General features: G+C 45.3%; 21 protein-coding genes and 2 pseudogenes. 9 read left to right on the forward strand and 14 right to left on the reverse strand.

The features are described 5' to 3' along the window. Positions 1-125: 125 nt before the first annotated feature. A complete protein-coding gene (locus ACZ5EJ_RS05705) occupies positions 126-596 on the forward strand; it encodes a hypothetical protein (protein ID WP_074684537.1) in 471 nt (156 codons plus the stop codon). A gap of 584 nt (positions 597-1180) precedes the next feature. Then, positions 1181-1960 carry a sulfite exporter TauE/SafE family protein gene (locus tag ACZ5EJ_RS05710; protein ID WP_464557657.1) on the forward strand — a complete coding sequence of 260 codons (780 nt, stop codon included), beginning with the start codon at positions 1181-1183 and terminating at the stop codon, positions 1958-1960. A gap of 74 nt (positions 1961-2034) precedes the next feature. Here ACZ5EJ_RS05710 and ACZ5EJ_RS05715 read toward each other — a convergent pair whose 3' ends face one another. The 8 genes from ACZ5EJ_RS05715 to ACZ5EJ_RS05750 are packed head-to-tail and all read right to left on the reverse strand — an operon-like array spanning position 2035 to position 8729. Next, positions 2035-2595, reverse strand: a complete 561-nt coding sequence (locus tag ACZ5EJ_RS05715; RefSeq protein WP_464557659.1) for a NifU family protein — start codon at positions 2593-2595, stop codon at positions 2035-2037. A gap of 9 nt (positions 2596-2604) precedes the next feature. Further along, positions 2605-3087 carry a Fe-S cluster assembly sulfur transfer protein SufU gene (gene sufU / locus ACZ5EJ_RS05720; RefSeq protein ID WP_011634309.1) on the reverse strand — a complete coding sequence of 161 codons (483 nt, stop codon included), beginning with the start codon at positions 3085-3087 and terminating at the stop codon, positions 2605-2607. Continuing rightward, positions 3084-4355, reverse strand: a complete 1272-nt coding sequence (locus ACZ5EJ_RS05725; RefSeq protein ID WP_011634310.1) for a cysteine desulfurase — start codon at positions 4353-4355, stop codon at positions 3084-3086. Before ACZ5EJ_RS05725 ends, sufU begins: the two co-directional genes overlap by 4 nt. Before the next feature lie 3 nt (positions 4356-4358). Continuing rightward, positions 4359-5666 carry a Fe-S cluster assembly protein SufD gene (gene sufD / locus ACZ5EJ_RS05730; RefSeq protein WP_464557661.1) on the reverse strand — a complete coding sequence of 436 codons (1308 nt, stop codon included), beginning with the start codon at positions 5664-5666 and terminating at the stop codon, positions 4359-4361. Continuing rightward, a complete protein-coding gene (gene sufC / locus ACZ5EJ_RS05735) occupies positions 5663-6454 on the reverse strand; it encodes a Fe-S cluster assembly ATPase SufC (protein ID WP_464557663.1) in 792 nt (263 codons plus the stop codon). The genes sufD and sufC overlap by 4 nt, the downstream gene beginning before the upstream one ends. Further along, positions 6451-7887, reverse strand: coding sequence for a Fe-S cluster assembly protein SufB (sufB, locus tag ACZ5EJ_RS05740; RefSeq protein ID WP_011634313.1), 1437 nt, complete (start codon positions 7885-7887; stop codon positions 6451-6453). Before sufB ends, sufC begins: the two co-directional genes overlap by 4 nt. A gap of 19 nt (positions 7888-7906) precedes the next feature. After that, positions 7907-8236, reverse strand: coding sequence for a HesB/IscA family protein (locus tag ACZ5EJ_RS05745; RefSeq protein ID WP_011634314.1), 330 nt, complete (start codon positions 8234-8236; stop codon positions 7907-7909). A 25-nt stretch (positions 8237-8261) separates the two neighbouring features. Continuing rightward, on the reverse strand, positions 8262-8729 hold the full coding sequence (locus ACZ5EJ_RS05750; RefSeq protein ID WP_011634315.1) for an Rrf2 family transcriptional regulator: 468 nt from the start codon (positions 8727-8729) through the stop codon (positions 8262-8264). A 349-nt stretch (positions 8730-9078) separates the two neighbouring features. Between ACZ5EJ_RS05750 and ACZ5EJ_RS05755 the strand changes: the two genes are divergently transcribed. After that, positions 9079-10611 carry a 2-isopropylmalate synthase gene (locus tag ACZ5EJ_RS05755; RefSeq protein ID WP_011634316.1) on the forward strand — a complete coding sequence of 511 codons (1533 nt, stop codon included), beginning with the start codon at positions 9079-9081 and terminating at the stop codon, positions 10609-10611. Positions 10612-10774: 163 nt separating this feature from the next. Continuing rightward, the gene (locus tag ACZ5EJ_RS05760) at positions 10775-11239 is read left to right on the forward strand and encodes a TlpA family protein disulfide reductase (RefSeq protein ID WP_011634317.1); all 465 of its coding nucleotides are present in this window, start codon (positions 10775-10777) and stop codon (positions 11237-11239) included. 20 nt (positions 11240-11259) lie between these two features. Here ACZ5EJ_RS05760 and ACZ5EJ_RS05765 read toward each other — a convergent pair whose 3' ends face one another. Continuing rightward, on the reverse strand, positions 11260-11853 hold the full coding sequence (locus ACZ5EJ_RS05765; RefSeq protein ID WP_464557666.1) for a lytic transglycosylase domain-containing protein: 594 nt from the start codon (positions 11851-11853) through the stop codon (positions 11260-11262). Next, entirely contained in the window at positions 11841-13547 is a 1707-nt protein-coding gene (locus tag ACZ5EJ_RS05770) for a proline--tRNA ligase (protein ID WP_074456437.1), read from the reverse strand. The genes ACZ5EJ_RS05765 and ACZ5EJ_RS05770 overlap by 13 nt, the downstream gene beginning before the upstream one ends. 228 nt (positions 13548-13775) lie before the next feature. Between ACZ5EJ_RS05770 and ACZ5EJ_RS05775 the strand changes: the two genes are divergently transcribed. The 4 genes from ACZ5EJ_RS05775 to ACZ5EJ_RS05790 all read left to right on the forward strand — a co-directional run bounded on the left by ACZ5EJ_RS05775 (position 13776) and on the right by ACZ5EJ_RS05790 (position 17522). After that, complete coding sequence (locus ACZ5EJ_RS05775; RefSeq protein ID WP_074456438.1) at positions 13776-14339, forward strand: RNA pyrophosphohydrolase; 564 nt, start codon at positions 13776-13778, stop codon at positions 14337-14339. Between the two features lie 105 nt (positions 14340-14444). After that, a complete protein-coding gene (locus ACZ5EJ_RS05780) occupies positions 14445-15449 on the forward strand; it encodes a cytochrome-c peroxidase (protein WP_011634321.1) in 1005 nt (334 codons plus the stop codon). Between the two features lie 214 nt (positions 15450-15663). Further along, positions 15664-16962, forward strand: coding sequence for an ATP-binding protein (locus ACZ5EJ_RS05785; RefSeq protein ID WP_011634322.1), 1299 nt, complete (start codon positions 15664-15666; stop codon positions 16960-16962). Between the two features lie 26 nt (positions 16963-16988). Further along, the gene (locus ACZ5EJ_RS05790; RefSeq protein ID WP_011634323.1) at positions 16989-17522 is read left to right on the forward strand and encodes a response regulator transcription factor; all 534 of its coding nucleotides are present in this window, start codon (positions 16989-16991) and stop codon (positions 17520-17522) included. Positions 17523-17624: 102 nt separating this feature from the next. On the opposite strand, the gene ACZ5EJ_RS05795 is transcribed toward ACZ5EJ_RS05790, so the two are convergent. Together ACZ5EJ_RS05795 and ACZ5EJ_RS05800 are read right to left on the reverse strand one after the other, a co-directional pair. Further along, entirely contained in the window at positions 17625-19793 is a 2169-nt protein-coding gene (locus tag ACZ5EJ_RS05795) for a TonB-dependent receptor (protein WP_464557669.1), read from the reverse strand. An 85-nt stretch (positions 19794-19878) separates the two neighbouring features. Further along, a pseudogene (locus tag ACZ5EJ_RS05800) lies at positions 19879-20042 on the reverse strand (IS5/IS1182 family transposase); the annotation flags it as partial. An 84-nt stretch (positions 20043-20126) separates the two neighbouring features. On the opposite strand from ACZ5EJ_RS05800, the pseudogene ACZ5EJ_RS05805 reads away from it, so the two are divergent. Continuing rightward, positions 20127-20756 (forward strand): annotated as a pseudogene (locus ACZ5EJ_RS05805) (transposase); the annotation flags it as partial. 41 nt (positions 20757-20797) lie between these two features. On the opposite strand, the gene ACZ5EJ_RS05810 reads toward ACZ5EJ_RS05805, so the two are convergent. Further along, on the reverse strand, positions 20798-20944 hold the full coding sequence (locus ACZ5EJ_RS05810) for a hypothetical protein (RefSeq protein ID WP_464557671.1): 147 nt from the start codon (positions 20942-20944) through the stop codon (positions 20798-20800). A gap of 249 nt (positions 20945-21193) precedes the next feature. Then, entirely contained in the window at positions 21194-21607 is a 414-nt protein-coding gene (locus tag ACZ5EJ_RS05815) for a hypothetical protein (protein WP_074456441.1), read from the reverse strand. Between the last annotated feature and the right edge of the window lie 88 nt (positions 21608-21695).

Below are 21695 nucleotides of genomic sequence, written 5' to 3' on the forward strand. Positions count from 1 at the left end.
AGATCACCAACAACACCACCCGACTTAAAATCTGATATTTCCCGGGCAGAACTTCGTATTTCGCTAATTCGTTAAATATGGGGTTCCGGTTCAAACTCATCTATTTTAGAAATCGGGGGGTATCCATGAAAAAAACTTACTGCACGATCATACTGTCTGGAGTCATATCACTCGTATTTTCCACTGTTAGTGCAGCTTCCGGTATTCACAAGTTAGTGGATGAGCATGGGCGCATCATCTTTACCAATAATGCAGCCAAAGATTCCATAAGAATTCAACCCGAAAAATCCAGATCAACGATTTCCTCCCGCCAAATAAATGGCGTTGCCGGAAATCATCCCAGAGTCAGCAAACTGCAGCAGGATCAGCGAGATACCAAACGTCGGAGAATTCTTTCTCAGGAACTCGCTAATGAAACCAGGTTACTGGAAGACACCCTGAAAACAATTGATCTGACTCTCCGGAAAACGGAAAATTATTTACCAAATCACCCTTACTTCACGTCAAATTATTTTGATATTCTCCAACTGCGTAACCAGGCAGCTTCACACGAACGTAACATCAAGGCACTTAATGCAGAGCTCAATAATCTCTGAAACAAACCTGATTACGGTTAGAGTCTGCCGTTTGATTGGCTGCCTCAGATTTATTATCTTGAATTTTGCAGCCACCTACAACTATCTGAATAATATTCATCGTTTTTCCTCATTACAAGATAACTAATGTGATATTCCTGAAGGTTGGCAGTCTCCGTTATAATCAAGTTTAACATCTGCATATTCTATATTTGTAGGCGACAAGCAAGGCCACCGGTCAGCTCCGTATTTGAAGAACACGCCCCTCACTCCACTCGAAAACAATCAGATGTCTTCCGTATCTGATTTGTTGTATCAACCAGTAATCTGGAAAGAAAATTTCATCATGAGAAATAAAATCACGATAAACTGCCATCCTTTTGTGCGTGCGAGATTTATTATCAGCAACTCTCCGGATAAATATTATCAATTCCGGACGAAAACTAAACAAATATGAAACAACCTGAATGTCTTGCCTTGGCAGATCTGATTACAAAAAAAATATCAGCTCTGCTCCATACCCAATTAAGCACCAATCCCGGCATAACAAGCCAAATCCTCGGAACGCCACATACAGTGGCACAACAGGGTAAGGATATTTTTGCATGATTGACTGGTCCTATGCGGCGGCCGGTACCTTCACTGGCTTTATTATCGGATTGACTGGTGTTGGTGGTGGTGCTCTGATGACGCCCATCTTGCTACTGTTTTTCGGGATATCGCCAACAACCGCTGTCGCTACTGATTTATGGTTTGCCGCCATCACTAAAATAGCCGGTGCACGAATACATCATACCAACGGCAATGTGGATTGGCAGGTAGTCAAGCGTTTGTGGGCAGGCAGTCTTCCGATGGCTTCACTGATCGTACTACTGATAAGTATGGGGACACATATCGTAAAGGTAGACTGGCTTACAAAAGGTATTGGTATAGTAGTGCTGGTTACAGCTATCGGGTTACTGGTAGCTCCCAGACTGATCGCTTTTGCTAAAAGAGAGCAGATTGGACAGCCGGAACGATTTAAGACAATGCAAGCAGTGCTTACAATCTTCGCCGGCGCAATTCTTGGAGTATGCGTTGCACTGACATCAGTAGGTGCCGGAGTCTTGGGAAGCGTAATGCTTTTGTACCTGTATCCACTACGTATAACCCCACATCGCCTAGTTGCTACAGAAATTGTGCACGCTATACCACTAGCGATTATTGCTGGCTTGGGTTATTTGTTCGCAGGTATGGTGGACGGAGAGATGCTCATTAGCCTGTTAGCAGGTTCAATACCGGCGGTCATTGCAGGAAGCAAGCTTGCCAGCAGGATTACAGGACAATGGATCCGGTTCGCTTTAGCAATTGTGCTTGCTGCAGCAGGGTTGAAAGTTCTTTTATAAAGAACCATTTCAATGCGCCGGCTGAAAAACAATTGACACTTATATTTCAAGGAATACGTTACAGGATAAATCCTTTAACTAGATACCACCCGAATATCTGGCTCAATCGTTCTCAGAAGCTGCTCAATTCCACGCAATGTTCCAGATATAGAACTTGGGCAAGTTCCACATGCCCCCTGATAATGAATACGCAGAACACTGCCTTCCAGAGCCAGTACATGAAGATCACCACCATCATGCTGCAAATAAGGTCTCACCTCTTCTTCCAGTAAAATATTGATTCGCTCCAATCGTTGCTGATCCTCCTCGCCAAGATTTGCCAGCGCCTCACTAGCAGCAGCAACCACGGTGGCTGATTGATCCGTTGCAGCCGGCGCAGCCCGAATTGGATCTGCCACCTCTCGCGCCAGATCCTGCCAATCCGCACCTCCATCCTGTGTAATCGTGATCCAGCGATCCACATAAAAGACATTGATAACATGATCAATATCAAACAACGCGGCAGCAAGCGGATCATCAGCCGCCTGTTCGGCGTTATTGTAAGATTTGGTAACCCCCCAAGTCAGTGGCTCCTTCAGGATAAACTTCAATGCATTAGGGTTTGGAGTTCCCTCAATTTCTGCAATCTTCGGCATGGCTATATATCAGTAATTATTTGCTACGGGCTTGTTGTTTAGGTGACTATCTGCTTCAGTTGTGGCATCTCCTGTTGAATTCATGGCCGCATGCAGGGTATGCCACGGCAGAATCGCACACTTGACTCTGGTCGGTAAATCACGCACCCCTGCAAGCACCTTGAGCCGACCAAGGTGATCAAAATCCTTGTTTTCTCTACTTACCAGCATATCCCGAAATTCCTGAATCAAAGCTTCTGCTTCCTGACGAGATCTTCCCTTAACGGCATTGGTCATCATTGAAGAGGAAGCCTTACAAATTGCACAGGATTCACCTCGAAATACAATTTCTTCAATACGTTCATTCAGCATATTGACATCCAGGTCAATCCGATCGCCGCACAGCGGATTATGTCCTGTCGCATGGTGGGTAGGATGGCTAAGAGAACCATAGTTACGCGGCTTGCGATTATGATCAAGAATAACTTCTTGATAAATTGATTTCAAACTCATTGTGCGAAAACCTTTTGTACAGACCGAATACCTGCCACCAGAGCATCGATCTCTTTTTTAGTATTATAAAAAGAAAATGAGGCACGCGACGTTGCCGCCACATTAAAACGCTGCATAATCGGTTGTGCACAATGATGCCCTGTGCGCACAGCTATACCTTCCTGGTTCAGTAAAGTACCAACATCATGCGGATGAATACCATCAATAACAAACGATATCACTGCAACCTTATCCGGGCAATCGCCTATGATTTTCACGCCTGGGATCATTCTGATTTGCTCAGAAGCATAAAGCAGCAGCTCATGTTCATAATCAGCAATAGCATCAAGGCCGATCTGTTCCAGATAATCAATTGCCGCACCAAAACCTATGGCCGCCGCAATAGGAGGAGTACCTGCCTCAAATTTATATGGTATCTCGTTATATGTTGTTTTTTCAAAGGAAACCGAAGCAATCATGTCCCCTCCTCCTTTGAATGGTTGCATAGATTCAAGCAAATGCGCCTTTCCGTACAAAATACCAATCCCGGTGGGCCCGCACATTTTGTGCGCCGAGAAAGCATAAAAATCGCAATCGAGATCCTGCACATCTATTTTCAAATGAGGCGCTGCCTGGGCGCCATCAATCAAAACAGGAACATCATGCTGATGTGCTATGGCAATCATGCGTTTGATCGGATTGATGCTACCAAGTGCATTGGAAACATGCGACAAAGCTACAAATCGGGTCTTGGAATTAAAAAGTTTTTCATATTCCTCCACCAGAAGCTCACCTGCATCATTAATTGGGGCTACCCGGATATGCGCACCTCTTTCCTCGGCCAACATCTGCCAAGGCACAATATTGGAATGATGTTCGAGCTCGGACAAAATAATTTCATCGCCACGCTGAATGAATTTACGTCCATACCCATGCATCACCAGATTGATACTGTCAGTTGTACCACTAGTAAATATCACCTCTCTATCTTCACGCGCACCGATAAAATTTTGCAGTTTACACCGTGCTGCTTCATATTCCTGTGTAGCCAGGTTGGATAAATAATGTACCGCACGATGAATATTTGCATGCTGAGTTTTCTGGTAACGAACCAGACAATCAATGACTGCCTGCGGCATTTGGCTAGAAGCAGCGTTGTCAAGATAAATCAGCGGTTTGTCATCTACCTTGATATCAAGAATCGGAAAATCTGCACGAAATTGCCCTATTCCAGGTACAGTAGTTGTTTGCTGTGCAGATGAAGTCACTAATGTGTCAACAATTTTCATGATTTAGCTAATGCGTGTTCTTACAAGAATATATTCTTCAAGCCGTTGCCTGAGTGAAGCCACTATAACGCGGTTAATAATTTCGCCTCCGAATGCGTATGTCAGCAGATTGCGGGCTACTTCTTCTGCGAATCCCCTGCTTTGTAGATAAAAAAGGGATTCCTTATCAAGCTGGCCTACCGTGGCGCCATGCGCGCATTTAACATCATCGGCAAATATCTCAAGCTGAGGTTTGGTATCCATACGTGCTTTTTCTGACAGCAACAAATTATGGTTCAACTGCCTGGCATCAGTCTGTTGCGAATGTGGACGAACCATAATTTCTCCACTGAAAACACCATGTGCGCTCTCGTCCACAATGCATTTGTGAAGTTGTCTGCTCCTGCCATGCGGACTGGCATGATCGATGAATGTATGTGTATCTGCGAGCTGACGATCAGCTATCAGCGCTAATCCATCTATTTGACACTCAGCACCCTCACCCGCCAGCGTAATTTTCTGGTCAAAACGTGAAATACGCGCGCCAAGCGCAAGACTGACCGAATCATAATGTGCTGTCTTTGCAACAAACGTAGAGTTATTAGCAATATGAAAAGCTTGCGAAGCTTCGCGTTGTACTCGGATATGATTCACACGGGCTGATTCCCCGACGTATATTTCTGTTACTGCATTTGTCAGGGATACGCCTTCCTGCCACGCCACATATTCTTCGACAATTGTTACTTCAGCTCCGGATTCAGCAACAAGCAAGCAGCGCGGATAGGCAGCCACTTCCTTTCCGGAAGTAATATATAAAACATGAACCGGCACTGTTATGGAAACATTGGCCGGTATAACAATACAAATACCGTCATGCATGAGCGCAGTATTCAGTGCCACAAATACATCATCCTGAAAATCAGCAAGCTGGCCGAGATACTGTTCTGTTTTGGAAGCACATATACCAGTCAATTCGGATAAACTACAAACAATGATAGAACCATCATCTGTCAAGCCGGATAGCCCCGGCATATACTGGCCATCAACAAATACCAGTCTACAAGTAGGCTCATCCAGAAAAGTACTTTTCTGGCTATCCAAGCCTGGTAATGAAGCCGCTGAAGCTCTCGGAAACAGTGTATTCCTGAGTGAGGAAATATCAGTAAAGCGCCATTCCTCATCACGGATCGTAGGTAGCCTGAGTGACTCGATACGACTTAACGCATTTGCCCGAAGCCGATTTAGATAAGATACAGTACGAGAAGGCTCGCCTTCTTTCCTCCAGGATTCAATCAATTTCTCAAGATAATCATCCCAGATAACCGTGCTCATGGCAGCACCCCGGTAATTTGTTCATTTGTATGAATCCAGTCATAACCGTGCGTTTCCAGAGCCTGCGCGAGTTCTTTGCCACTTGTTCTGATGATACGTCCTGCCTCCATTACATGCACATAATCAGGAACAATATAATCCAGCAAACGCTGATAATGTGTTACCAAAATCAGGGCATTATCTTTATTGGATAACTGGTTAACCCCATTGGCAACTATTCTGAGCGCATCAATATCCAATCCTGAATCCGTTTCATCCAGCAAAGCAAGACGGGGTTCAAGTAAAGCCATCTGCAATATTTCGTTGCGTTTCTTTTCGCCTCCTGAGAATCCTTCATTAACGCTGCGATCAAGAAAATCCGGATTCATCTTGAGCAGTTTCATTTTCTCGCGCACGAAATCATCGAACTCAAGAGGATCTAGCTCTTCCTCACCGCGTTGCCCCTGGACAGTGTTATAAGCCAACCGTAGAAATTGGTTATTAGCAACGCCCGGTATTTCTACCGGATATTGAAAAGCGAGAAATATCCCTGCACGCGCACGCTCTTCTGGTGCCAATGCTGACAGATCCTGACCATCAAACAACAGCGTTCCCCGGGTAACTTCATAGCTCGGATGACCAGCCAGCACCTTAGCAAAGGTACTCTTTCCCGAGCCATTTAATCCCATAATGGCATGGATCTCGCCACTCCTTACCGTGATATCCACTCCTTTGAGAATCTCGGCTCCGCTAACTGTTGCATGTAAATCATGGACTTCAAGCAGAATCTTGCTGTTTGCATTTATCATCCGACACTCCCTTCCAGTTTGAAGCTGAGTAATTTAGTGGCCTCTACTGCAAATTCCAAAGGTAATTGCTGAAAAACCTCTTTACAAAAACCATTAATAATCATTGAGACCGCTTCTTCCGCATCGATGCCACGTTGTGCGAAATAAAACAGCTGATCTTCTCCAATTTTGGAAGTTGAAGCTTCATGTTCAACTTGTGCACTATTATTTTGTACTTGAATATAAGGGAAAGTATGAGCCCCGCATTGGCTGCCAATCAACATCGAATCACATTGCGAATAGTTGCGGGCATTCCGTGCTGTTGGGGTAATTCTCACCAAACCGCGATAGCTGCTGTTAGATTGGCCTGCCGAAATTCCTTTACTCACGATGGTGCTGCGCGTATTCGGACCGATATGAATCATTTTGGTACCGGTGTCAGCCTGTTGATGGTGATTAGTGACAGCAACGGAATAGAATTCTCCAACAGAGTTTTCTCCACGCAAGATACATGAAGGATATTTCCAGGTAATAGCCGAACCAGTTTCCACCTGTGTCCAGGAAATACGTGAATTCCTGCCTTTGGCCAGTCCACGCTTGGTAACAAAATTATAAATGCCCCCGACGCCATTCTCATCCCCGGCATACCAGTTCTGTACAGTTGAATACTTGATATCCGCATCATCCAGAGCAATCAATTCGACTACGGCCGCATGAAGTTGATTCGTATCAAAACGGGGAGCAGTACATCCTTCCAGATAGGAAACGGACGCGCCCTCCTCTGCAATAATCAGCGTACGTTCAAATTGCCCGGATTCTTCCGTGTTGATACGGAAGTAGGTGGATAAATCCATAGGGCATTTAACCCCTTTCGGAATAAAACAGAAAGAACCATCCGTAAATACAGCGGAATTCAGTGCTGCATAGTAGTTGTCCCCTGGCGGCACAACTGTACCCAGGTACTGTCTGATTAACTCGGGATACCGCTGAACGGCCTCCGAAATCGAACAGAAAATAATACCAACCTCAGCCAGTTTTTCTTTATAAGTTGTTGCAACCGATACGCTGTCAAAAATAACGTCAACAGCAACTCCTGCCAGTGCCGCCCGCTCATGCATGGGGATACCCAGCTTTTCAAATGTACGCAACAGCTCAGGATCAACTTCATCCATGCTGGCAAGCTTTTTCTTTGGCTTGGGCGCCGAATAATAGCTGATATTCTGAAAATTAATTTTGGGATATTTAACATTTTGCCAAGTGGGCTCAATCATATTGAGCCACCTCCGATAAGCCTCCAATCTGAACGTAAGCAGCCATTCAGGTTCATTTTTCTTGGAAGAAATCAGCCGGATAATATCCTCATTGAGCCCTTTAGGCGCAATATCGGATTCTATATTCGTAACGAAGCCGTGCTTATATGGTTGATTCACCAAATTTTGTAATGCAGCACTCATTTTTATAATTCCTGAATTTCTAAGTTTTAAGGCTGAAGCTCTCTCCACAGCCACAAGTATTGTCTATATTTGGATTGCTAAATTTAAAAGAGCTGTTTAGACCGTCCTGGACAAAATCAATCTCAGAACCATCAATAAAAGACACTTGATCGCGTTTAACGATAACCTTGGCATCATTTGATTCAAACAATTGATCATCTTCCAGCACATCGTCAGCATAATCAAAACTGTACGCGAATCCCGAACAACCTGATTTCCTGATTCCAAGTCGTAACGCCACCCCTCTACCTCGCTTGCCCAGTTGATGCTGAATCTGTCTGGCCGCACGCTCAGTTAATGTAATCGCCATAATTCACTCTATTGCAAACAAATAATCAGAATGCAGCTTCCCGCATGTCATATAATTTAACTACTGCCTGTTCACGCTGTAGTTCGCGCTGACTTTGCTCCTCCACCAGTCGTTCCAGGGTAACATTGCCAAGATAATCAAATATGATCTCATTCAGCTTTGTCCATAAATCATGGGTCATGCATTTACTGTCACCCAGACAGTTTTCCTTACCACCACATTGCGTGCTATCGATGGGCTCATCCACAGCCAAAATAATGTCGGCCACCGATACCTCATCCAATCCTTTGGCCAGACAATACCCTCCGCCGGGCCCGCGCACGCTGTCAACTAACTTCCGCTGACGCAACTTGGAAAACAGCTGTTCCAGATAAGACAGCGAAATCCTTTGTCGTTCACTGATATCTGCCAATGCAACTGGTCCACCCCCATGCCGTATCGCGATATCCAGAAGTGCTGTTACCGCAAACCGCCCCTTTGTTGTTAATCTCATTTCAACCTCTTAGCATGTAATTTTAAAGCGATTAGAATCACTTACCACTGATTTTCCCAAAAATGAAACTATATAATACCTGACTATATTAGTCAACTATAGTCGGAGGTAAATATCTGTTGTTGCGAAACGTAAGTAAACTCTTTATATTTGCCAACATGATACAGCCCGTCAGAATCAACTTCTTCTATCATCCTTCTTACCCGACGACTCTGCTGTTATGTCTGCTCGGACGACTGCTGCGCCTTGGGCGCTAATTATTCCAATCATTTTCCCATCTGTTTGAAGTGTAAAGGCTGGCATACCAGCCAACCGTCCGGTTTGAGCCAGAATAATATGGAGTAGAACAATGAAAGAGCGTTTGGTTATTTTTGATACAACGTTGCGTGATGGTGAACAAAGTCCCGGTGCATCCATGACCATGGAAGAGAAAGTGCGTATCGCTAGACAGTTGGAGCGCATGGGTGTGGATGTAATCGAAGCAGGTTTTCCAGCAGCATCAAAAGGTGACTTTGAGGCTGTCAAGGCAGTTGCGGAGGCCGTGAGCAACAGCACGGTATGCGGTCTTTCCCGTGCGATAGAAGCTGATATCAATCGTGCCGGTGAAGCTCTGCAGGCAAATCAGAATATGCGCATCCACACCTTCATCGCCACCTCACCAATCCACATGAAGAACAAACTGCGCATGTCACCTGATCGGGTCATCGAACAAGCGATCAAGGCAGTAAAGTGGGCTCGCCAATATACGGATAACGTTGAATTTTCTCCTGAAGATGCCGGACGATCCGAAATAGATTTTCTTTGCCGGATTCTGGAAGCTGTAATTGATGCAGGTGCCCGAACGTTGAATATTCCGGATACAGTGGGATACACCATGCCGGATCAGTTTGGCGGTCTAATCCGCACGTTACGTGAACGAATTCCGAATTCTGACAAAGCTGTTTTCTCCGTTCATTGTCATAATGATCTCGGCCTGGCGGTAGCCAACTCGCTATCTGCAGTCATGAATGGCGCGCGCCAGGTTGAATGCACCATCAATGGCTTGGGTGAACGCGCTGGCAATGCTGCTCTTGAAGAAGTAGTGATGGCCGTGCGTACACGGCAAGATTACTTTCCATGCGATACACGCATTGATACAACCCAGATTGTATCTACTAGCAAGCTGGTTTCTGGAATTACCGGATTTCCGGTGCAACCCAACAAAGCTATTGTCGGTGCTAATGCTTTTGCCCATGAATCAGGTATTCATCAGGATGGTGTACTCAAACATCGTGAGACCTATGAAATCATGCGCGCAGAAGATGTCGGCTGGGGAGCGAACAAATTGTTGTTGGGCAAGCATTCCGGTCGTAATGCGTTTCGCAGTCGCTTGAAAGAACTGGGAATCGAATTGGAATCGGAAGAGAAACTGAATACCATATTTATCCGTTTCAAGGATCTTGCGGACAAAAAACACGAGATCTTTGATGAAGATCTGCACGCGCTTGTTTCGGATGAGGCACAGATACCCGAAGAGCATTACCGCTTACTTTCACTAGTTGCACACAGCGAGACCGGAGAAATACCTTTTGCACAGGTCGTTATTGCTACAGGAAATAACGAGCAACAGGCCGAATCAGAAGGAAGTGGGCCGGTAGATGCGACGTTTCGTGCTATTGAAAAAATATTGAACAGTAAGGCAGAATTGCAATTGTTTTCTGTAAATAACATCACCAGCGGAACAGACGCTCTGGGTGAAGTAACTGTTCGATTGCAAAAAGTCGGACGAATCGTCAATGGCCATGGAGCAGATACAGACATCATTGCAGCTTCTGCCAAAGCCTATCTGAATGCCTGTAATAAACTGCACTCCAGCCTGGAGCGCACACACCCACAGGTTTAGATCCGAAAATAATTAAAAATTGTCTAGCATAAAGTTGATTTTATAAAAATAACCAGGGGGAAATTCCAATTCCGGTACAGATACAATTGCTGTACCGGAATCTTACAAAAAGCTCAATAGAGCTTGTGAAACGCATTGTCTTGGTCAGCCTACGGAATACGTGATGAAACAACAATGGGGAATTATAGCTTTACTCACCTTGATTTTATGCCTGTCTGTCAAAGGAGTTGAAGCATATGACTTTCACTTCGAGGATAGTGCAGGTAAAACTCATACTTTATCGGATTACAAAGGGAAGTGGGTGCTGGTTAATTTTTGGGCAACATGGTGTCCACCTTGCCTAAAAGAAATTCCGGATCTTTCAAGGCTATCACAGGAAAGAAACGATATCGTAATCATCGGAATCGCTATGGAATACGACAATACTAAAGACGTTATGCAATTCGTAAAGAAAATGGCGATTTCCTACCCGATTGTACTGGGTGACAGGGCAGCGGCAGCTCAGATCGGGGATGACATCTCGATGTTGCCGAGCACATATCTGTTTGATCCTGATGGAAAGCCTGCGGCGCGTAAAATCGGACTGATTACTCGTGCCGAAATTGAAACCTTCATTGATGCCCGCTAAGAAGGCAATATAAATTCTAGTTATTGTGAAACTGTGGAGTAAGTCCAATGACGATGCCAGGCATTAAACACAAGATTAGGGTAATCAGCCTTGCCCAGACTGCCGTTATATCTTCCCAGCGCCCTGAAATAATCACCTTTCTCCAGATCGAGGTAGTGGCGCAGGATTGTGCAGCCGTAACGTAGGTTGACACGCAGATGAAACAAGTTGTGTTCCTGGCTGCCTATCAGATCTACCCAGAACGGCATGACCTGCATATACCCGCGCGCTCCGGCAGAAGATACAGCATATTTTCTGAAATTACTCTCAACCTGGATAATGCTAAGTACTAACTCAGGATCAAGACCAGCGCGAGTAGCTTCATAATGAACGGTCATCAGAAATGCTTTGCGCTCTTCAATTTCCGAGATCCGTTTCTCCAGGCGCTCCATCATGCTGTCCAGCCAGTTTCTTGTCTCGGGATCGGAAAGTGTAACAAACATGGGTACAACCCCGTCACTAACGGTACGCTGTAGTACTGTCCGGGTGCTGACCGACAAGGACTCATAAGCCTGAGACCCTGCCATGGCCGTACTTGCAATGAAAAATGATAGAAAGTTTATCAGCCGCCACATATTTCCCTGATAACAGGGATAACCTCCTGTAGAGAGAGCAAACGGGATGTTTTATCTAGCCGCCCCTGGTATTCCACCATCCCATCCCGCAAATTTCGCTCACCAATAACAATACGGTGCGGGATCCCAATCAGCTCCTGATCTGCAAACATAACACCTGGTCGCTCCTCCCGGTCATCCAGCAATACTTCGATGCCTGCTGCACGACATGCTCGATACAGTTTTTCCACTTCAGCCTGGATCTGAAGGTTTTTATGATAACCAATCGGGATAATCGACAACTGAAACGGAGCAATTGCTACTGGAAATATGATGCCGCGCTCATCACAGTTTTGCTCAATAGCCGCAGCAACGATGCGTGAAACACCGATACCATAACAACCCATTTCCAGAATTTGAGTCTGGCCAGATTCATCCAGATAGGTTGCTTTCATTTTTTCAGAATATTTGGTGCGCAACTGGAAAATATGACCAACCTCAATACCACGGCAAATTTCGAGCATTCCTTTTCCATCAGGCGAAGGATCACCTGTAACCACATTGCGGATATCGAATACCTGGATTGGCAATGGCAGATCACGTTCAAAATTAACTTGAGTCAGGTGATAGCCTTCTTCATTTGCCCCGCAGACGAAATTGCTCATTTCCAGAACTGCCCGATCAGCGATAATTTCAGTTTTCACACCGATCGGACCAAGATATCCTGGAAGGCAACCAGTTTTGGCAATAATTCTGCTTTCATCAGCAAACTCGAAGTTACTCAGAAACGGGATTTTTCTGGTTTTTGTTTCATTGAGCTGATGATCGCCTCGCAGCAGCAGTAGATAAAATCGGCCATCGGCTATCACTGCCAGTGTTTTAAGAGTCTGTTCTATTGGAACGCTCAGAAATTCAGCAACATCCGAACAGGATTTACGATCAGGGGTAGCAATTTTTTTCATCACACCCGCCGGATCCTTACGCAGAATTCCATGTGATATTGCTTCAGCAAGTTCAATATTGGCGGCATAATCGGAATCAGGGCAAAATGCGATAGCATCCTCACCTGAATCAGCCAGCACGTGAAACTCATGTGATCCGCTACCTCCTATCGCCCCAGTATCAGCAGCCACTGCGCGAAATTTCAATCCGATCCGGGTAAAAATTCTGCTGTATGTTTCATGCATAAGCTGGTAGGTTTGTTCCAGACTGCCCAGATCAGCATGAAAGGAGTAGGCATCCTTCATGATAAATTCCCTGGCGCGCATCACACCAAAACGTGGGCGGATTTCATCACGAAACTTGGTCTGAATCTGATAGAAATTAATAGGCAGTTGCCGATAGCTTTTAATTTCACGACGAGCAATATCAACAATAACTTCTTCATGTGTCGGCCCAAAGCAGAAATCATGCTGATGCCTATCTTGAATTTTCAGCATTTGCGGACCAAATACATCCCAGCGACCTGATTCCTGCCAAAGTTCAGCTGGATGAACAGCGGGCATCAGAAGCTCTAGCGCACCACTGCTGTTCATTTCCTCACGGATGATATGTTCAATCTTGTGTAGAATTCTCAGACCAAGCGGCATCCAGGTATACAATCCGCTGCCCAGACGCTTAATCAGCCCGGCCCGCAACATCAACCGGTGACTGGCCAGCTCGGCTTCAGCAGGAGCTTCTTTGAGCGTCGAAAGGAAGAATTGGGAAACACGCATGATGAGGTTCCATTTATCATAGTAGGTAATAAGATAATTTTACCTTGAAACTGTTTTGATCCGGTACGCTTTAGCGGGAATTGACTACAGCATTGCAAGTCAAATTTAGCATGCTGTAAAGATGTTGATGATGCTCCTACTGAGAGTAGCAGCTGTAAATCACACTCAAAATATGGAAAAATTATCGGAAATTCACTGTAAATCAAGCTAAATTGACAGATAAATTGTATGATCGACCGTAATGGATATAGAGCAAATGTCGGTATTATCCTTCTGAACTCAAAAAGCCAGGTGTTCTGGGGAAAACGTGCCCGACAGAATTCATGGCAATTTCCGCAAGGCGGAATTAAATCAGGCGAAACACCAACGCAAGCAATGTACCGGGAACTGGCTGAAGAAACAGGCTTGCAGCCTGTTCATGTGGAAATTTTGGGCCGGACACGAGAATGGTTACGTTACGATGTACCCGCCTGCTGGACTCGCCGCGACTGGCGCAAGAACTATCGTGGCCAGAAACAAATCTGGTTTCTGTTGCGTATGCTGGGAAGAGATTGTGATGTATCACTCAAAACTTGTGCGCATCCCGAATTTGATGCCTGGCGCTGGAACCAGTATTGGGTTGAACTGGAATCTGTGGTTGAATTCAAGCGACAGGTCTATCGCTTGGCGCTGACAGAACTTTCACGATTACTGGATCATGAGACCTGCCTGGGTAATGATCAAGCCTACAGGGAGCCACTGGAACCAGTTAAAGAACTTGAGGAGAAATCTTCTGATGTCAGACAGGGTTGATTCAGTATCTTGGAGTCCTGACTCCGGTCCGGCAACAAAAAATTCAAGGCGTAAGCGGCTGCGCCACGTTAGCCGTTACTATTTTCAAACCTTAAGGAGAATGCAATGATCAAGCGTACATTGACTGTTTCGCTGTTATCGTTAAGTCTGGGAGCGATATTTGGATCTGTTAGCGCAATGGCCGCCAACGAACCAATCCAACCGATTAAGGCAGTCACCCCCGAAAATGCCGAAGTAGCCGAGCTGGGGAAAATGCTTTTTTTTGATCCCAGGCTTTCCAAATCAGGATTTATTTCCTGCAATTCCTGCCACAACCTGAGCATGGGCGGCACTGATAATATTAAAACCTCGATTGGCCACAAATGGCAGCAAGGTCCAATTAATGCGCCAACTGTACTGAATTCCGGTATGAATCTGGCACAATTCTGGGATGGCAGAGCTAAAGATTTGAAAGAGCAGGCCGCAGGCCCGATTGCCAACCCGAAGGAAATGGCCTTTACTCACGAAATGGCAGAAAAGGTTATTGCTTCGATACCACAATACCGCGAATATTTCAAAAAAGCCTTTGGATCCGATGAAGTGACGATTGATCGCATCACAACGGCAATTGCCCAGTTTGAAGAAACACTGGTAACACCGGGCTCAAAATTTGATCAATGGCTGGAAGGTGATAAAAACGCCCTGAGCCAGAATGAGTTGGAAGGTTACAACCTGTTCAAGAGCAATGGGTGTGTTCAGTGTCACAATGGGCCGGCAGTAGGAGGAACTTCCTACCAGAAAATGGGAGTTTTCAAACCCTACGAGACCAAAAACCCTGCTACAGGACGGATGGGGGTAACAGGCAAGGAAGAGGATCGCAACGTATTTAAAGTACCGGTCTTGCGAAATATTGAACTGACCTACCCCTACTTCCACGATGGAGAGGCAGCAACACTTGAACAGGCTGTAGAAACCATGGGAAGAATTCAGTTGAATCACGAATTTAACAAGGATGAAATCTCCAAGATTGTCGCTTTTCTGAAAACATTGACTGGTAATCAGCCAGACTTCAAAATACCAGTTCTACCACCTTCCAACAACGATACTCCACATCCTCAGCCATTTGAGTGATGTTGAAAAGAAAATTCTGATTCTATCCGGATTTTCATGAACTGCTCAGCCACTTTATGTTAAATGAGGACGGTTGGGCAGTATCAATCAAGTTTAACACTACAAAAATATGCTTTAATCTACCCGGCAAAAATCGACAATCTGTTATTTAACAGACTAATCCTGATACCTGCCATAGCAAACCAGTAGACTTAACAGAGCAAACCAACGGGTCATGGGTATTTTCAGTATTCTGAACCAGTCACCTTCTGGCAAAAATCTACAGCGTTTATTCCAGCTCAGGATTATTGCCATCGTTTTCCAAATCATTGTTTTTGGGGCTGTCCACAGTCTTATCGAACTTGAACTGCCATGGACAGCAATTATTCTGACTGTTTTCATGCTTGCGGTTCTAAATTTCTTCACCTGGGTTCGTCTGCGTTATCCTTGGCCAGTAACTTACCCCGAATTTTTCACTCAGTTGCTGATTGATGTTGCCGGATTGACTGCATTACTATATTTTAGCGGTGGATCAACCAATCCTTTTATCTCACTCTATCTGCTTCCGCTTACAATCGCTGCGACTGTGCTGCCATGGCACTATACTTGGGGCATGGCAGTGATCACAATTTCCTGCTATACTCTCCTGTTATTTAAATACATCCCCTTCCCGCATGATCATCTCGATGATCACAGCCGGCATATGTTTGAATTCAATTTGCACGTCTCAGGAATGTGGCTGACATTTGTATTGAGCACCTTACTCATTACCTCGTTTGTTGTCAGAATGAATGCTTCTATTCGTGACCGAGACAAGGAGTTGTCCAGATCGCGTGAACGAGCACTACAAAATGAGCAGATTATTGCCCTGGGCACCCTTGCCGCCGGAGCAGCACATGAGCTGAGCACCCCTTTATCAACCATGGCTATTATTACGGGTGAATTACAGCAGGAATCTCTCGAAAATACTGAATTTCAGCATAATATTCGCATCCTGCGCGACCAGATTTCTCATTGCAAACAAACGCTGACTCATCTGCTGGCAGATGCCGGACAAACCAGAGTAGAAGAAGGCAATGGACAACCTGTCGATCTTTTTTTACAACAGGTAATTGATAAATGGCAGCTGATCCGTCCATCTGTCAAATTCACCCATCAATGTGAAGGCACAAAGCCAGCACCGATTATCATGAATACTCGCCTGCTGAGCCAATCTATCCTGAACTTGTTGAACAACGCAGCGGATGCCTCAACCAGACTGGTAACCATCACCAGTCGCTGGGATGAAAAACAGTTGCACCTCGAAATACTCGATGATGGGACAGGGTTAAACACAGAAGCTGTCGAACATGCAGGGGAGCCTTTTTTTACCAGTAAGGGGCCAGGACAAGGTTTTGGTATCGGATTATTTCTCGCCAACACTAATATTGAACGCTTTGGCGGGAATGTGCGTTTATTTAATCGACCCGAAGGAGGGGCATGTACTCATGTCACCATTCCGGTTTCGCACAGAACAACCAGTACTTCACTATGAAAGGAGAATGCCCTGTGAATGATTCCATGGATCGCCCAAGCCTGTTAATTGTAGATGATGATGAAGTTTTTTGTGATGTACTGGCAAGGGCGATGACAAAGCGCGGGTTTGACACCACTTGTACACATAACATTAAAACTGCGATCGAACAGGCGGAATCACTCATACCGGAATATGCCATCATTGACCTCAAATTGAATAATGAATCCGGTTTATCACTTGTTGAAAAAATCAGGGAACTGGATCCTGGAACCCGCATTATCGTCCTAACCGGCTACGCCAGTATTGCGACTGCAGTCGAAGCCATCAAATTGGGAGCAACCCATTATCTGGCAAAACCGGTAGACGCGGATGATATCATGGCAGCGTTTGAGCGCACGGCAGGAAATACTGATATACCGATTAGCCCTCACCCTCTATCAGTAGAGCGCTTGGAATGGGAATATATTCATCGTATTCTTGCAGAGAACGATGATAATATTTCTGCCACCGCCAAGGCACTAAACATGCATCGCAGAACCTTGCAGCGTAAACTCTCAAAAAAACCAGTGCAGCTTTAGTTTCTGCTCCGCTTGACAGATATACACCCGCGCGTTGCGAGTGTATATCTGTCAGCAACTGATTCTGATCACATGCAAGTTAGAGTTCTGGCCATCGGGAACCTAGAAATTAACCATTGCCGTCAAACGGAAAATACGCGGAGCGCCCGGCATAATGTTGTTATTGTTATGTGCGGAGGTAGCGTATTCGATATTAGCCAAATTTTCGACATTCGCCTGAATGCGAATATTTTTATGCGGTTGTACAAATACTGCCGCATCAAGACGTGTATAGCTTGGCAGTAATACCGTATTATCAACCGCAGCGTAGATGCTGCCACGGTGAATCACTCCCAGTCCCAAACCAAGGTAAGACGTAAAATCATACCGGTTCCACACGGCTACCGTATGTTTTGGAACTTGTGCCACAGCTGCCCCTTTATCTGCGCCTGCAATATTCTTGGTAATTTCGGCATCAGTATAACCATACCCCCCCATCACACTCCAATGCGGAGTGATTCTCCCCATCAACCCAATTTCCGCTCCGCGCGTACGTTGACCATCGACCAGTATCGTTCTAGAGAGGTCATTTGGGTCTGCTGCAATAACGTTACTGCGATCAAGCTGATACAGTGCTGCGGTTAGCGCTAGATCTGGGCGAATATCCCACTTGGCGCCAAGTTCCAGATTCATAAACTTTTCAGGTTTTAACGCTTCATTGGTTACCGAAAGTGAACTTAACTGATCACCGGCTCGCGGCACATACGCCAGGCTGTAGTTACCATAAATGGAAAGAGGTTCTATCGGTTTGAAGATCAGCCCTACTCGCGGCGAGATCAAGCCATCATTAGAATGAGCCTTATCACCATTGCGATTATTGCGAACAGTTGTATCAAAATTATCGTAGCGTATTCCTAGTACTGCTTTTAGCTGAGGAATAATAGTAATCTGATCTTGCGCATATACACCTACCGCTTCGACCACACCGTGGTTATCTGCATCAGTAGCACTTTGCCTGAAAGTGACAGGCACAAATGACATTGGATTGAGAAAAGATACAGTGGTATTTTTAGAAACGTTATTGAAGAGTCCGGTATTACGGAAATTATCTGTTACTTGATGGCCATATTCCACACCTGTCATGAACTCATGATCCACCCCCCAAGTATTCAGCTTGAATAGCAAGTCTGTCTGGGTAAACAGATTTTTGCGCCGAGTTGCATTGTTATAGGCAGATAAATTTACCGTTCCAGTTGCGTCTTCAGCCGTTGCCTGACCACCAGCATATACGTTCTGATAAAATTTATCGTAATCGGCATAACGAGTGCGATTGCGTAACTTGATATTGTTATTAAAGGAATGTTCAATCAGTGAGTTGAATGACCAGGCATCGACTCTTGCATGGCTATCATCCGGATTTCCAAAAAAAGTGGAACGGTCGATATCTGCCGGTCGGCCGGAATTGACAACATTGGCCATGGTTCCGAATGAGGGAATGCCGCGATCAACAACCCGGCGATCATAAAAATACTCTCCGCTCAGGACGATTTTGGTCTTATCGGTTGGTAACAATGTAACCGTTGGATTTATTCCCCAGCGCTTCAGATCAACGTTATCACGAAAGCTGTCTGAATGCTCAAATACGCCATTGAGCCGGGCTGCAGCAATTTCATTGATCGGTTGACCTATATCCGCAGTAAAACGCTTGTGGTTGTAAGAACCAAATTCTGCGGTAGCTGCCCTGACCGGTTGCCAGTCAGCTTCCTTAGTGACGCGATTGATGACCCCCCCTGCCCCGCCACGGCCAAATATCATTCCATTGGAGCCTTTCAAGACTTCAACACGGTCAATATTATAAAGATCACGATAATATTGAACATCATCACGCAATCCATCAACAAAGAAATCTCCGGTAGTACTGCTGCCACGTATGATTACGGCATCCCGGTGGCCTTCTCCTTGAGACGGGACAATCCCCGGAACATACCGTACAGCCTCGGTAATGCTTTGTATGGATTGATCACGAATCATATCCTGGGTGATAACTGTAATAGACTGAGGTACATCACGCAAAGGCGTATCGGTTCTGGTTGCGCTGAAACTTTCTTTGGTCACATATCCATCAGTCGGTTTGATCGAGTCCGTGGAAACGTTGATGGCGGGCAGCACCGCCGAATTATCGCTGGCTGACTGGCCTGTTGATGATTGTGCCCATACTGTTTGCATCCCGCTTGAGATTGCAAGAATAGTAACCGCAATGTATACGCCACCCGTCCCGGCTATAAACTTCATTCAAAAATCCCTCATGTATATATTATTGATAAGCATTCTCGTTTTTATATTATATTATATTAATAAATGAGAAAAGAGCAGAAATCTAATATTTGCCCAGGGCAATGCATCTAATTTGCGCGGCTGCGAGAAAAGAAGAGGCGTTTTTAGCATGTCTGTGGTAATTCCATGCCATCTTCTGAGATAAAGGAAAGCATTTTCGACAAGCTGCCTCAATTCATACAGCGCTTTATCATAAAATCTTTCCTGATTAGAAAGATTGTTCAGCTAGGCCCGATTTTTTCTATGATAAGGCCATACTGGTCCAGACAAACCCATTAGAGAGGAACTGTCATGGCCATGAACCGTATCCAATTTCAAGAAGGCTTGTCTTTACCTGCATTTCTTGGGATGAGTAATGTGCGGATGCATTGGAAACGTCACGTTGGCCGCAAGGATTCAGCTGCCCGGGCTGCGGCAACGCAAATTACTACTTACTTCAGGCAGGAAAATACAAGAACTTCCAATGTAAGTGCTACCAGCTACAGACATCTCTGATTGCAGGCACCTTGTTCTAAAGCATCCACTTGTCGCTAAGCATCTGGTTCTTGGCAATTTATCTGATCAGCCAAGCCAAAATCGGCCTGTCGGCGCTCGACCTCAAACGGCAGCCGGACGTGAACCCCACGGCCTGGCTGATTCAGCAGAAGCTGATACAGGCGATGGTCGAACGGGATACCAAATACAATGCTATGTGGCAATGTCCAGGCGGATGATGCTTACCTTGGTGGGGAATTGGGGGAATTGGGGGAATTGGGGGAATTGGGGGAATTGGGGGAATTGGCTGGCAGCAAGGCAAACCAGGTATCCGAGAACAAAGTGCCTTTTGTGGCGGCCATTTTGCTCAATGCTGAAGGCCGTCCCCTATATATTGGAATGGTACTACTCCCTGGTTTTACGTGCAAAGCGGTTTTTAACTGGGCTATTGCGGGAACAGTAACTGATCTTGCCATCTAGGGTGTCACCTACGGTGTCAGGGTAATCCCCCAGGGCAGAGCATCCGCGCACACCGGGTAGATCGTACCGAACAGGCGACTCAGCTTGTCGTGAGAGGGGATAACATGGGCATAGCGGGAAATTGCCATGATAATATCTGATCTGATTTTATGCATCTATCAGAGCTTCGTGTGATTGCTCCGCTCACAAAGCCGACTACTGTTGTAGATAATCCGGTAAAAATAGATACACACTCTTGTTACGATGTGTAATGGTCTGCAAATAGCTATGCACAGGGCGAGGTAATTGAGTTTTATAGAGCCCATCAAGAAATTCTTGATCGTGAGCAGCCAAACAGACGAAAAGGAATTTCAAGATGGATTAATTTTTAACTTTGAACTATTTGAAGTGAGAGCACAAATAATTTACTTCAGTATCTCGATGGCTAATCGATGGTATCCGTGTGCAAATTCAAATGGAACACGCCTAACAACGTTCATTGCGCGATCAGATGAAAGTTTGTCTGGCGCATAGATTACGAGGAAGGAGCTACCCTCTTGTGCCGAGTCCAGGTGAATCTGGATAGCTTCATCAGCCCAGCCGTACCGCGCAAGAAATCCCTGGTTCTGATCGAGATTCTCCTGAGCAGCCATCTTTACTTCCTTACTTGAGAAAAATGCGCAATCGTCGCGCTCATATCCGCCCGCTATCAGATCCTGTTGTACACGTAGGGCATCTTCCTTATTTGAAAATGCAACCACCACATAGCCGATAGGATAAAAAAGACCGAAACTTGTGGGATATTTTTGTTTTTCTATCGCTTTATCTTTATCTACCATAAAACACCTCCTGATTGTTAGAATACTCTGCCTATTGCGTGACAAGCTTGGCGGCTATTGCGAATATAAAAATATGTTTAGCACCATC

This window comes from Nitrosomonas sp. TNE100 (genome assembly GCF_055387135.1).

What these genes read in the sequence shown, in the direction of transcription:
- ACZ5EJ_RS05725 (WP_011634310.1), bottom strand. Translation starts at nt 4,355, where the DNA reads ATGAAAATTGTTGACACATTAGTGACTTCATCTGCACAGCAAACAACT.
- ACZ5EJ_RS05770 (WP_074456437.1), bottom strand. Translation starts at nt 13,547, where the DNA reads ATGCGTGTTTCCCAATTCTTCCTTTCGACGCTCAAAGAAGCTCCTGCT.
- ACZ5EJ_RS05785 (WP_011634322.1), top strand. Translation starts at nt 15,664, where the DNA reads ATGGGTATTTTCAGTATTCTGAACCAGTCACCTTCTGGCAAAAATCTA.
- ACZ5EJ_RS05715 (WP_464557659.1), bottom strand. Translation starts at nt 2,595, where the DNA reads ATGCCGAAGATTGCAGAAATTGAGGGAACTCCAAACCCTAATGCATTG.
- ACZ5EJ_RS05760 (WP_011634317.1), top strand. Translation starts at nt 10,775, where the DNA reads ATGAAACAACAATGGGGAATTATAGCTTTACTCACCTTGATTTTATGC.
- ACZ5EJ_RS05745 (WP_011634314.1), bottom strand. Translation starts at nt 8,236, where the DNA reads ATGGCGATTACATTAACTGAGCGTGCGGCCAGACAGATTCAGCATCAA.
- sufU (WP_011634309.1), bottom strand. Translation starts at nt 3,087, where the DNA reads ATGAGTTTGAAATCAATTTATCAAGAAGTTATTCTTGATCATAATCGC.
- sufD (WP_464557661.1), bottom strand. Translation starts at nt 5,666, where the DNA reads ATGAGCACGGTTATCTGGGATGATTATCTTGAGAAATTGATTGAATCC.
- ACZ5EJ_RS05750 (WP_011634315.1), bottom strand. Translation starts at nt 8,729, where the DNA reads ATGAGATTAACAACAAAGGGGCGGTTTGCGGTAACAGCACTTCTGGAT.
- ACZ5EJ_RS05795 (WP_464557669.1), bottom strand. Translation starts at nt 19,793, where the DNA reads ATGAAGTTTATAGCCGGGACGGGTGGCGTATACATTGCGGTTACTATT.
- sufB (WP_011634313.1), bottom strand. Translation starts at nt 7,887, where the DNA reads ATGAGTGCTGCATTACAAAATTTGGTGAATCAACCATATAAGCACGGC.
- ACZ5EJ_RS05755 (WP_011634316.1), top strand. Translation starts at nt 9,079, where the DNA reads ATGAAAGAGCGTTTGGTTATTTTTGATACAACGTTGCGTGATGGTGAA.
- ACZ5EJ_RS05790 (WP_011634323.1), top strand. Translation starts at nt 16,989, where the DNA reads ATGGATCGCCCAAGCCTGTTAATTGTAGATGATGATGAAGTTTTTTGT.
- sufC (WP_464557663.1), bottom strand. Translation starts at nt 6,454, where the DNA reads ATGATAAATGCAAACAGCAAGATTCTGCTTGAAGTCCATGATTTACAT.
- ACZ5EJ_RS05780 (WP_011634321.1), top strand. Translation starts at nt 14,445, where the DNA reads ATGATCAAGCGTACATTGACTGTTTCGCTGTTATCGTTAAGTCTGGGA.
- ACZ5EJ_RS05810 (WP_464557671.1), bottom strand. Translation starts at nt 20,944, where the DNA reads ATGCATAAAATCAGATCAGATATTATCATGGCAATTTCCCGCTATGCC.
- ACZ5EJ_RS05765 (WP_464557666.1), bottom strand. Translation starts at nt 11,853, where the DNA reads ATGTGGCGGCTGATAAACTTTCTATCATTTTTCATTGCAAGTACGGCC.
- ACZ5EJ_RS05775 (WP_074456438.1), top strand. Translation starts at nt 13,776, where the DNA reads ATGATCGACCGTAATGGATATAGAGCAAATGTCGGTATTATCCTTCTG.
- ACZ5EJ_RS05705 (WP_074684537.1), top strand. Translation starts at nt 126, where the DNA reads ATGAAAAAAACTTACTGCACGATCATACTGTCTGGAGTCATATCACTC.
- ACZ5EJ_RS05815 (WP_074456441.1), bottom strand. Translation starts at nt 21,607, where the DNA reads ATGGTAGATAAAGATAAAGCGATAGAAAAACAAAAATATCCCACAAGT.
- ACZ5EJ_RS05710 (WP_464557657.1), top strand. Translation starts at nt 1,181, where the DNA reads ATGATTGACTGGTCCTATGCGGCGGCCGGTACCTTCACTGGCTTTATT.